General features: G+C 52.6%; 7 protein-coding genes. 4 read left to right on the plus strand and 3 right to left on the minus strand.

Annotated features, from left to right (window positions below):
* The 4 genes from thrS to RWZ58_RS03440 form a co-directional block, all read left to right on the plus strand.
* Nucleotides 1-1,664 (plus strand): threonine--tRNA ligase (thrS, locus tag RWZ58_RS03425; protein WP_314657420.1); only part of this gene is annotated, 1,664 nt, incomplete at its 5' end.
* 974 nt (nucleotides 1,665-2,638) lie between these two features.
* Entirely contained in the window at nucleotides 2,639-5,359 is a 2,721-nt protein-coding gene (locus tag RWZ58_RS03430; RefSeq protein ID WP_303982648.1) for an RNA-directed DNA polymerase, read from the plus strand.
* 283 nt (nucleotides 5,360-5,642) lie between these two features.
* Entirely contained in the window at nucleotides 5,643-6,068 is a 426-nt protein-coding gene (locus tag RWZ58_RS03435; protein WP_303982651.1) for a hypothetical protein, read from the plus strand.
* Nucleotides 6,050-6,529 (plus strand): hypothetical protein, encoded by a 480-nt coding sequence (locus RWZ58_RS03440; protein ID WP_303982654.1) that lies wholly within the window; start codon nucleotides 6,050-6,052, stop codon nucleotides 6,527-6,529. Before RWZ58_RS03435 ends, RWZ58_RS03440 begins: the two co-directional genes overlap by 19 nt.
* A 107-nt stretch (nucleotides 6,530-6,636) precedes the next feature.
* On the opposite strand, the gene RWZ58_RS03445 is transcribed toward RWZ58_RS03440, so the two are convergent.
* From RWZ58_RS03445 to RWZ58_RS03455, 3 genes are all read right to left on the minus strand, one after another.
* Nucleotides 6,637-9,543, minus strand: coding sequence for an FAD-binding and (Fe-S)-binding domain-containing protein (locus RWZ58_RS03445; protein ID WP_314657422.1), 2,907 nt, complete (start codon nucleotides 9,541-9,543; stop codon nucleotides 6,637-6,639).
* Between the two features lie 341 nt (nucleotides 9,544-9,884).
* Nucleotides 9,885-10,874, minus strand: a complete 990-nt coding sequence (locus tag RWZ58_RS03450; protein WP_314657424.1) for a restriction endonuclease — start codon at nucleotides 10,872-10,874, stop codon at nucleotides 9,885-9,887.
* Nucleotides 10,875-11,014: 140 nt separating this feature from the next.
* A complete protein-coding gene (locus RWZ58_RS03455; RefSeq protein WP_314657426.1) occupies nucleotides 11,015-11,938 on the minus strand; it encodes a hypothetical protein in 924 nt (307 codons plus the stop codon).
* Between the last annotated feature and the right edge of the window lie 129 nt (nucleotides 11,939-12,067).

Genomic DNA, 12,067 nt, shown 5'->3' on the forward strand with positions numbered 1-12,067 from the left:
TGATTAAGATCATCAAGTCCGGTCAGCTGTTCCGCCGCCGCGTGGTCACCCACGACGAGGCTGTTGCTGAGATGGCGAACGAGCCGTACAAGCTGGAGCTGCTTTCCCTGAGCCAGGGCCCCGGTTCTGGTGCGGAGGCTGCCGAGGGCGCATCCGTGGAGGTCGGCGAGGGTGAAATCACCATCTACGACAACGTGCACCCGAAGACCGGCGAGACCGTCTGGAAGGACCTCTGCCGCGGCCCGCACCTGCCGAACACCAAGCTGATTGCTAACGGTTACGCCCTGATGCGTGCCGGTGGCGCGTACTGGCGCGGTTCTGAGAAGAACCCCATGCTGCAGCGTATTTACGGTACCGCATGGCCGACTAAGGAAGAGCTGGTGGCGTACAAGGAGCGCATCGCTGAGGCGGAGCGCCGCGACCACCGCCGCCTGGGCCGTGAGCTGGACCTGTTCTCTTTCCCGAAGAACATTGGCCCCGGCCTGCCGGTGATTCACCCTAAGGGTGGCGTGATTAAGCGCGAGATGGAAGACTACGTGCGTACCCGCCACATTCAGGAGGGTTTCCAGTACGTCAGCACCCCGCACATTTCGAAGGAAGACCTGTTCTACACTTCCGGTCACCTTCCGTACTATGCGGATGGCATGTTCCCGCCCATGGAGCTGGATAACGGTCACTACCGTCTGAAGGCTATGAACTGCCCGATGCACAACGAGATTTACCGTTCTCGTGGCCGTTCGTACCGTGAGCTGCCGCTACGTTTCTTCGAGTTCGGCACCGTGTACCGTGATGAGAAGTCGGGCGTGCTGCAGGGTCTGACCCGCGTGCGCATGATTACTCAGGACGACTCGCACTCGTATGTGACGAAGGAGCAGGCACCGGACGAGGTGCGTCACCTGCTGAAGTTCATGCTGAGCCTGCTTGAGGACTTCGGCATGACTGACTTCTACCTTGAGCTGTCGACCCGCGACACTGAGGGCGATAAGAAGGATAAGTTCATCGGTACTGATGAGCAGTGGGAAGAGGCTACCGCGGTTCTGGAGCAGGTTGCGAAGGAGACCGGCCTGGAGCTCGTTCCGGATCCCGGTGGAGCTGCGTTCTACGGCCCGAAGATTTCGGTTCAGGCGAAGGACGCGATTGGCCGTACCTGGCAGATGTCGACCGTGCAGTACGACTTTAACCAGCCGAGCCGTTTCGGTCTGGAGTACCAGGCTGCTGACGGTACCGTGCAGGAGCCGGTGATGATTCACTCGGCAAAGTTCGGTTCGCTTGAGCGCTTCTTGGGCGTGCTGACTGAGCACTATGCGGGTGCGTTCCCGGCTTGGCTCTCGCCGGTTCAGGTTATTGGTGTTCCGGTGGCTGAGGCCTTCAACGACTACATGACCGAGATCGCGGATAAGCTGCGCGCTCACGGTGTGCGTGTTGAGGTGGATTACGGTTCGGATCGCTTCACGAAGAAGATTCGTACCGCCTCTACCGAGAAGGTTCCGTTCATTCTGATTGCTGGCGGTGAGGATGCGGAGCACGGCGCTGTTTCGTTCCGTTTCCGCGGCAACAAGCAGGAGAACGGTGTGCCTGTGGATGAGGCTGTGGCGCGTATTGTGGAGCATATCCGCAACCGCGTGAACGAAGACCCCAAGCCCAGCACTGAGGCTGCTGAGTAGTACTAGGCTTTCTGGTCTAACTCATATATAGAAACCACTCCCTTTGCGGCGACAAGCTGCGGAGGGGGTGGTTTTTTGTGTCTTGAGGAGGCGCGGGTGGGGGAGTGCGGTGGGGTGTAGAAAGTTGTGTTGTGGGGGAGTTTTTTAGCTCCAGAGTGCTAGCGTGGTAGTAGGGCGAACGTCCATGGTCATTCAGAAAATGGGTAGCTGGATGGCTTTGAAAATGATGTATCGCTGTTGATTGTTGAGGGAGCACGAGCGTATGAAGTCGAATAAGTATGTTCCTGTTGGGATGATGTTCTTGATCCTGGCAATTATCTTGAACGTAGTGTCAAATGTCAGCGACCTAGTGCTTGGAATTCTCTACGGCATCTCAATAGCAGTATTGATTATTGGGCTACTTAATAGTCGAAAATAGGTGCTGTAACAGACAACATCTGACCCGGTGGACTATCACATAAGATAGCCCGCCGGGTCCCTTCTTTATACGGTTGCTATGCGCTTAGCTCTGTTAGCAGGTGGTGCGTTCCAGCAGCTGCAACACGTTCTGGTAGGTGTGGCCGGTGCGGGCTGACTGCGGTTGACTGTGACCAGCTAAGCTGGCGAACTGGCACCGAGCCTATATATAGACCCCCTGCGGCGACAAGCTGCGGAGGGGGGGTAGTTTCTTTGTGCGCTTTGAGGAGGCGAAAGTGGGGAAGAGCGGGTGGGCGTAGAAAGTTGTGTTGTGAGGGGAGTTTTCCCTAGTCCGGGTGAGTATCGTCATGCTAATGTAAGTGATGGCGCTAACGTTCGTTGCTGTTCGGAGGTGCCGGTAATTGTACGATTCGGATAAGGATGTCTGAATGCTAGGCATGTAGCGCAGTGGGTTAATGCCAAGAGGTAGGATATGCAAAACCTAGGAGGAGTACCGGTAAATATAACTAATATTTTAATTTTAGTATTGTAGGTCTTTAGCAGTGAAGGAATAGTTCGTGGCGGAACAAGATAAGGTGGAGAGTAGTACCTCTCCTGAGTTTGATGAAGTTATTGATACCCCAGCTGGAGGATTGTATATTAGGCATAATAAAAAAGAAACTTATTTCCCTCAATATGTGACAAATATTATAAAAAAGGAAACTATTCTTGAAACGTTAAAAGAAAGTTCAGATAGTGATTTGAGTCTATCTTGGGGCGGGTATAATGTAGAAGATTTGCATAATGCGCTATCTACAGAAAATTGGATGGAAGTACTCGATACTTGTACATTGAATTGTAAAAGGGATAGTGTTATCCGACTCCTGGATAAGTATGTTGCTTTAAGCATCCCACCTTATTTGCAGGAGAATTACACATCAAAAGATGCTTTTAACACCATTAAAGATTGTCTATGTTCAAAATGTGGACCTAAAGTAGGGATGATTGTTTACTACATGGAACTCTTGGACACGGAGAGCTTAATCCGCCAGGGGTATCTTAATGAATTCTTGAATAGTTTTATTGAATATAAGAATTTCGGTATGCAAGGGAAGGAGATGTATGGAAAGTATACTATGCAAAATATACGCAGATACATGTCCAATCATGACTTGGAAGTGACTAAAATATCAGGAGGCATATTTAATCTAGACAATTTTAATGAATGGCTTCATCAGGCTAAGGTGAATTATTTTTATAAAAATAACTCAGCAGGCTCAGTTGATGCATTAAATGAATGGACTACTCCAGTACTCTATAGTGCCCCTGATGGCTCTGGGGGTCGAATTAAGTACAAATTACCAAATCTATTCTCATATGCAAATACTTCTCTCTATATAGATAAGAACCGCGATAAAATAATTGATTATTTTATTGATAATAGGAATTCTATTTCTAAATTTTTTGAAAATGATGTTTATGATGATTATGTAAAAGATGAAATTAAAGCTGATTTACTAATTGGAAAAAGTAAGAGATTTACAGTAAAAATTCAAGATTTTCCCCGCTCTGTATATACTCATAGTATTGAATGGATTATGGGTGGAAAATTAGAGGCTAAGAGAAGCTTGAATAAAAAAAGTTCAACGGCTGATGCTAAACCTGGTTATGTGAGTGACTTAAATTTTGGTAATAAACTCGACCTCCTGATGAGGGTTTCCCAAAATGGAGAAACGCATGGTATACCAGTTGGAACTCTTGTAAGCCGGATTGTTGCTGAAATGTATATGTGTAAGTTTGACGAGAAATTACTTTCAGAAAAAAAATTATCTTTCTCTCGAGAATTTGATAAAATAACTTTTGGGTATGATACTGACTATGAGCTGATGGAAATTAAGCGCCTGGTCCATGATTTGAGTAATAAGTATTCTTTAAGTTTGTCTGAGATATCTTCGGAATGCGGTAGCTTTCCATTTGTTGAAGCTAGCTATAAAAATATACTTAATTATTTTGATTCATCTCCTTTGTGTTATGAAGTAGATATACAATCTAAAAATATTAAAAATGTAGAGTTGTCTATTAGGCGTCAAATATATCAGTTTATTGATTATTGTGTATCGGAGGAGGGTAAAGGAATCGAAGGTAGCTTAGAGGCAATGATTCCTGCTTTGGTTTCAAGTATTCGGGATGGCTCTATCAACTCATTAATGGATAGAGTTTTTGAGACCGATGAAGAAAAGGTTGAGTCCCTTCAGAGAATTTTGGTTGAACCAAATTATTTTACAGATTTGAGTATTTTTGAAAAACTGCTGGATGTCTGCGTATTGTATCCTAGAATTACTCAGAAGTACATTGACTTCTCGCAGTTTATGGTTGACCTAGCAGCTGCTGATACCAGTTATAAAAATTGGGGGCTTAAAAAATCAATTCGCGAGAGTGTTGCTAAATATTTTTCAAAAGCATTTGAAAATCTTTCAAGCAGGATTGGGGATATTCTAGACCAGGGGCATAGTCAGGAATTGCATTCACTGTTGAACCTATTTATTGTATTCGATTACGATAAGAATCATATGAGTAACCTTGAGGTAAAAGAGATTTGTAAAGCAATTATTTCCTCTGGAATTGATGATATAAATATGATACTTGCTACAATGGTTTACTATCGTAAGTTCGATTGCTTTGATGATATTCTGGAGGACTCGGCAAAAATTTTGTGGAGAAGTCACTATATTACGTGTGGAGAAAGTGATAGTGAGTATGTCGAAGATAAAAATTGGCATAAGAAGCTCTGCTCGTGTGGAAAAGAATTTTCGGGAGAGTTCTGGATGTATAGATATTTTATGTATTCATTGAATAGTGAGCGAATGTTCTCGGGTGATGAATCTATTGTTGATATTAAATATACGCCTCAATATGGATATGGATATGGGTATGAATATGAAGATGAAGGCGAAGATGAGTATGGTGGTGGATATTATTTCATGCGGCGGAATATTTGGAATGATTTAAGTTATGGTAAGGGCGAGGAGGAGAGCCAAGAGTCTGGTATATATTCTTCGTTCCAGGAATCTTTGAATAGAGTTAGGTCTAATTCGAAGGTATCACTCAGAAATCATTTTAAGTTTAGGTTGACTAAAAAAGAAGTTGAGTCTCGCCTAAAAAATAAAAATGAACGCCGTGGCATGATTGTCCATAAGTTTTATAGAGAGATGCTGGATTCAGGGGTTAGGATTACGGGCAAGGGTAATAAAGATTTGGATTCCGGAACATATGGATTTATGTATGGCTTAAGTAAGTAAATATCTATCCAATACCAGGTAGTGTAAATTTACGGTACATATATACTGGATAGGTTGAAGATTATCGCGTAAAACATACAGTAAGGACCCGGCGGGACTATCACATAAGATAGCCCGCCGGGTCCTCCTTATGAATTCATAGCCCAAAGGTAGCTTGCACTGTTTTCCACATGTAGTCTTTTTCTTGCTTCCGGGGCTAGTTTTCCACAGATTGCCGAACGGGGCGCACACGCTCCTCAAAATCACGGTAGGGTTCATATACCCACATGAAGGAGCGACAACCATGGCGAAAAAGAAACGCCTCACATCCGGTGAGAAATTCTACTGTCGGTGCCCCAGCTGCCGTGAAACCTGGGATTACCCTCCCGTCATCTCATACCTCGACGATGAGAACACCCTCCGCATCACAGACCGCCACACAACCTGTAGCGCTACTGACCCGGCGCGGGATATGGCGTACAACTTCAGCATCGCCCTATCCTGCCGCGACGAAAAGACACAGGATCAGTACTGGCAGGTGATTCGTGGCTGTTCCTCTCACCGGAACTTCCACTACCACCGCTACAAGTACCGCAGCGACCGTTCCGTAGTCGAAGAGAACCGGCCCCTGAATAGTATTATGGAAAGCAACGTCGCTTACGAAGAAGCAACAGCCTTTATCGTGGAAGGCGCATTTGAAAGGATTGAAGAATGGCAAGCATTGAAGTGATGAAAGAACGAGCTCGCATCGCGGGACGCTTCAACCTGTCTGCCCGCCGCAATCCAGAACACCGCGCACTTGTAGCCCTAGCGGCTCAACGTGCCGGAGGAGAATGCCACGTCATCCCCGCCGCACCCGGCGAGAAAGTCGCTGACGTCTTCCGCCGCTCCCGTAACGTCGCCGGAGAATCAGCCGTCATCATCGTCACCGAAATCAACGGAACGCTCTACGCCCAGATTATCCAAGCCGAACGCGTACGAAACCTCGGACAAGACTCACGCGGCGTAACAACCGTAGCGAGCGCATCCGGCGTGACCCAGCCGGAAACCGCGCACGAAGACCTGACAATTGGCACCTTCTTGCAGTACGCACAGATGATTCCGAACGGCTCAGTCGTCCTAGAAAGCGACTTGAGCCCGGTGCAGGCAGTGGCGCAGAACGCACTTGGAGCCCACCTGGTCACTGCCTAAAGAAGAGCCTAGACGAACCGAAACAGACAAAGAAGGAACCCGGCGGGCTATCACATAAGATAGCCCGCCGGGTCCCTTCTTTTGTCAGCTTATGCGCTCAACCCTTGTTAGCGGGTGGTGCGTTCCAGCAGCTGCAGCACGTTCTGGTAGGTGTGGCCGGTCGCCTCCGTCATACCTTGCTCACAGGTGCGGTTAGCCGAAATGTATGCGGCGAACTGTTTCTGCTCGCTCAGCTCCGTAGCCTCCGCCTCCGTAGCGCTTGCAGTCAGCTCGGGGTGCAGCATACCGCGGTCACCCGCATAACCACAGCAACCCCAGTGCTTCGGCACGTACACGTCGTCACTCATCGCGTTCGCAATCTTCTCAAACGCAGGCTGAGTACCCAGGTGAGTCATGGAGCAGGTCGGGTGCAGAGCAACCGACGGCAGAGGAGCGGACACGGTCAGCTTATCCAGCATGTTGTCGGCGGCGAACTGAACCGCATCGTACATGCGCAGACGCGAGAAGTCCGGCTCACCCGGCTTCAGGCCGTTCACGATCTTGTGCTCAAGCGCCTTAATAACCTTCTCACGCATCACCTCAAGGCCCTCAGTACAGGACGAAGCGTCACACACGACCGGCAGGAGGCCACCGTCAGTAGCCTCCCACAGGGACTTCAGCACACGGTCGCTCATGATCGAGTAGCCGTCGGTGAAGCCCTTCGACTTCCACGGGGTGGAGCAGCACATCTCACCAATATTGTCCGGGATGCGGTACTTCACGCCGGCACGCTCACACAGGCGGATGAACGCCTGAGTTGCGTTGACCGGGTCGTGCTTGCCGTCGCCGTCCACACCGCCGAACATGGAGTTCACGCAGGCGGGGAAGAACACAATCTCAGCGGTTGCGTCCTTGTGCGGCTTACGTGCCGGGCCACCGACCGGCAGGTCCTTCTTGTAGGAAGGAACCATGTCGTCGCCCATGACCTTGCGGGCAATGTTGGTGGTACCGTGCACCACGGGGAACGGCAGCTTCTTAGCCACAGTCAGGGACTTACCGGCAACCTTATCCATGATGCCCCACTGCTGTGCGGCGATCTTCCAGCCGGTAGCGGCCAGCTTGTCCTGGTTCTCGGAACGCAGGCGGCGAATCAGGTCACCGGTGTTGATGTTCACGGGGCAGCGGGTCTGGCACATGCCGTCCACAGCACAGGTCTCAATGCCGTAGTACTCGTACTCCTTACGCAGGCGCTCAGCGAGTTCGTGGTCGCCGTTCGCCTCAGCAGCAGCAATCTCACGGCGCAACACAATACGCTTACGGGGGGTCAAAGTCAGGTTACGGGAGGGGCAGACAGGCTCGCAGTAGCCGCACTCCACGCAACGGTCGACTTCTTCCTCAACGGTTTCGGCGACCTTCAGGTCGGTCACGTAGTCGGTGTCCGGCTCAGCGAGCAGAACGCCCGGGTTCATGAAGCCCTTCGGGTCGATGAGGCGCTTAATCTGGCGCATCACGTCGAAGAGTTCATCACCGAACTGGCGGCTCACGAACGGCGCCATGATACGGCCGGTACCGTGCTCAGCCTTCAGCGAGCCGTCAGCGGAAAGGATCAGCTGAACCATTTCTTCGGTGAAGTCGCGGTAGCGGTCCAGCTGCTTCGGGTCGCGGAACTGCTCGTTCAGCATGAAGTGGATGTTACCGTCCTTCGCGTGGCCGAAGATCACGGAGTCCTGGTAGCCGTGTGCGTCGAACAGCTTGGTCAGGTCGCTACAGGTGTTACCCAGAACCTCGACGGGCACGACCACGTCTTCGAGCAGTGCGTTGGTGCCGGAGCGGCGGTTACCAGCGACGGTGGTGTACAGGCCACGGCGTGCAGCCCACAGTGCGTTACGCTCGGACAGTTTGCTGGTCATCGACACCGGCGAAGCCACCGGCAGGCTCTTAAACATGGGCGCTGCGGCGGCGGCAAGGTCGTTCAGCTCCTGCTCGGAGTTGCCCTGGAACTCAACCAGCAGCGCGGCGTGATCCTTCACGTCGATGGCGGCGAGTGCCTCCGCAGCCTGGCCGGTACGCTGAGCCACACGAATACTGGTGGCGTCCATCAGCTCGACGGTTGCCAGCTTGTTAGCAACCAGTTCGGGCACGGAGCGTGCCGCGTCAATCAGGTTGTCGAACACGAGCAGGCCGGTGGAAATGTTCTTCAGAATCGGCAGGGTGCGGTAGGTTGCCGAAGCAACGAAGCCGAGGGTACCCTCCGAACCGATCAGCAGGTGCTGCAGAATGTCCACGGGGGTCTCGAAGTCGACCAGGGAGTTCAGGCCGTAACCCATGGTGTTCTTCATGGAGTACTGCTGGCGAATCTTCGCCATGGACTCGGGGTTCTCGAGCACGCGCTTGCGCAGGCGCAGCAGGCCCTCGTGGATTTCGGGTTCGAGGGAGCGCAGCTTCTGGTCGGCGTCCGGCTCAGCGGTGTCGATGATGGTGCCGCTGGGCAGCACGAACACCATGGAGTCCAGGGTGTTGTAGGTGTTGTACTTGGTGCCCGACGACATGCCGGAGGAGTTGTTCGCGACCACACCACCGATGGTGCATGCGGACCAGGATGCCGGGTCGGGGCCGAGCTTGTAGCCGTAGGGTGCCAGGTAGTTGTTGACCATCATGATGGTCGCGCCGGGCTGCACGCGAACCTTCTTGCCGTCTTCAAGGACCTCAATCTTCTTGAAGTGGCGGCGGGTGTCGACCATGAGGCCGTCGCCGCTTGCCTGGCCGGAGAGGGAGGTGCCGCCGGAGCGGAAGGTGAGGGGCAGGCCGAGGTCGCCGGCTGCGCGGAAGATGTTTGCGACGTCTTCGGCGGAGTCGGGGCGGATCAGGCCGGCGGGCACGAGCAGGTAGTGGGATGCGTCGTGGGAGATTGCCAGGCGTTCGAGTTCGGAGACGCTGGATTCGACTGCCTCGGCGCGCGCGTCAGAGAGTAGGCGCTTGAGGGTGTCTTCGTAGGGGGACTTGAGTGCTTCGGACGTGTTTGACACGACGGTCATGATCTTGCTTCCTTACTGGTGACAGGTGTGCGAATGCTGTCCTTATTCCAGTATCTTCCTTTGAACGCCGTCTTTTCTGGTTAGTTATGGCTAAGCTTGGCGACTACTTGTCACCATATTGGGCGGTCATCATATGCCGGGTATTAATCTGGTTTTCCCTTGTATTTATTGGTCTCCCGTGGGTTTTTGTATGAGCCTGAAGGAGACAGCTACCCTGCTCGCAGACCGATTTGGAATTTTTTAGGCGCGCCCGCCGAGCGCCGTAACATTCCAGCTAGCAAGATAAAGAAAAACGTAGGGCGGAAAGCTACATGCTCTCCACCCCACGCTGCTGTAATAATTTAGGCTTCGTCGAAGAAGTCCTCGTCAATCCTCTTGAGGGTGTAGGTTCGTTCCACCTGCACCCCGATACCATACTTCACCATAAGACGGGCCAGCTGATCACCATCTACCAGGACCACTGAGGTGCTGCCGCTGAGCTTCTTGGCGAAATCTCGAGCATCGGTGGTGAAAGAGCTCGAGGTGATGAAAACACCTTGTGTGCCCTCTGCATGTACCGCACCGACAAACTCCTGGATAGCCGGTCGGCCTACGGTGTTCTTTTCACCGTATCGCTTGGCCTGAACGTAAATCTTTGACAGGCCCAGTGCGTCCTGGTCGATGACTCCATCGATACCGCCATCACGGGATGTCTGAGTGACGATACCACGCTCTTCGGCACCGCCGTATCCCATGGCAAGCAGAACATCTACCACCAGTTGTTCAAAAGCATCGGGAGAGATGGAACGTACGCGCTCCAGAATATCGTGCACGAGCGCAGACTCCAGCTGAGCGATACTCTCATCAATGAGCTCTTGGGGAGTGCTCTCATCTACGTTCGTCGGTTCGGATGTGCTGAGGGCTACATTAGGTACGTTGTTCTTCGCGCCGCTCTTAGACAGCTGATTCGGGGTTCCCGAGGCGGAATTCGACTTAACACTGCGAACAATCTCCGCGACAATCTCAGAAGGGAGGCCTTGAGGATACTGAGCGGTAAGTTTCTTGCCCTCGTCTGAAATCTTCTGACGGCCGCGGCCCGGCGATTCGACGGCTCCCCACTGCTTGAGGTAGGTCAAACCCCAGCTAATGCGGTCCACATACACGAGGCGTCGACCGTTCGACATAAGCTCCTTCATCTGGTCAGGAGAGAGTGCGGAACGTTCGGCGACGGCGGCATAAATCTCCTTATTACTGCGCTCGCGGCCGTCGGCCAGGTAGTTCAGAATAGCCGGAATGAACTCGTAGAACTTGGGCACTACAACCTGAATATGGTTGGGTGACTGAGCGGTCATAGGTATCTCCATTGATTAATAACGGCGGGTAGTCCGCTCTTAATATACCTCTAATACAAAAGATAATCGTTGTAAGGTCCGTTAGTTTTCCCTTGTGCAGGATTTATTGGCGTTACGTTGAATGGCGCTGCGTCGAGCTTTTAGGCACGCCCGCCGAGCGCCGTAACATTCCAGCTGGCAGTGCTATCGGGCGTCACTACGCCACAGAACAGGGGAGAGCCCACCGAAGCACGCACACCCAAATCCTCCACAAACACGCGACCACCCGCAGGCACACTGCGCTCCTTACGGTCCACACCCGCACAATACACCGTCATCTTCACATCCGAACGGTTCTCCACCGCAACCGAACCGCCGTCAGCCGCCGTATCGTGCACAAAACCGCGGCTGCCCTGCATCTGAATCTCGCCAACCTCAGCGCCCTGACTCGTCAACGGCACACCATCAGGCGCCACAAACTCACCCGAAGAATCAACACCCGCCGCACGGACCGACACCATCCACTGAGCATCATCAGTCAGCTGCGACGTCGACGCCGTCACACGCGCCGAACTATACGGCACACTCACCGCACCGGCAGACTTCGCGGAACCAGAAGGGCCGGTACTAGAAGGGCTAGGTGCCGTCGTGCTGACTGTATTGCGAACCCACACGCCTGCACCCTCACCCGAACCGCCAGCAACCACATCAACCTGAGTGCCCGAACCGTCCGCGACTGAAACCTTCATGGTGCCCTCAGGCTCACCGCGACGCTCAAACTCCACATACGAATAAGTAGCGGGAGCCGCCGGGCCCTCAAAGACCGCCTCCTCAACGGTGCCGCGACCCGTAAACAGGCGGAAACCCTCAGAATCCTGAAGTACTGGCGCCGTCGCGTGGCTCACCGCGGTCGGCTCGCTCGAAGCCTCAGCAGAAGCAGAAGGGGAGGAGTTCAAGGTGGCGCACCCACCCAGGGCGGCGGCGAGCGCACCCGACAGGCAGAGGCTAGCGCCCAGCTGACGGAAGCTCAGCTGGCGGAAGAAGACGGGGCGAGAAGCAGAGGAAGTGGTGTGCTGGTGAGTCATGGGCACTCCGATGTGCGGGGCAGCAGCGCTACGTCAGCAGCACAGCCACAGTGGTTGGTACACCACATATTGTGTCAGGTTAAATGCTCGCCGTGCAAAAACTGCGGCACAGTGTAAAGACCACCGCGC

It is taken from the genome of uncultured Rothia sp. (assembly GCF_963544205.1).
In the GTDB taxonomy this organism is placed as follows: Bacteria; Actinomycetota; Actinomycetes; order Actinomycetales; family Micrococcaceae; genus Rothia.

Bases quoted from the DNA above. Each gene is read 5' to 3' on its own strand.
- RWZ58_RS03435 (WP_303982651.1), top strand. From the start codon at position 5,643: ATGGCGAAAAAGAAACGCCTCACATCCGGTGAGAAATTCTACTGTCGG.
- RWZ58_RS03440 (WP_303982654.1), top strand. From the start codon at position 6,050: ATGGCAAGCATTGAAGTGATGAAAGAACGAGCTCGCATCGCGGGACGC.
- RWZ58_RS03445 (WP_314657422.1), bottom strand. From the start codon at position 9,543: ATGACCGTCGTGTCAAACACGTCCGAAGCACTCAAGTCCCCCTACGAA.
- RWZ58_RS03450 (WP_314657424.1), bottom strand. From the start codon at position 10,874: ATGACCGCTCAGTCACCCAACCATATTCAGGTTGTAGTGCCCAAGTTC.
- RWZ58_RS03455 (WP_314657426.1), bottom strand. From the start codon at position 11,938: ATGACTCACCAGCACACCACTTCCTCTGCTTCTCGCCCCGTCTTCTTC.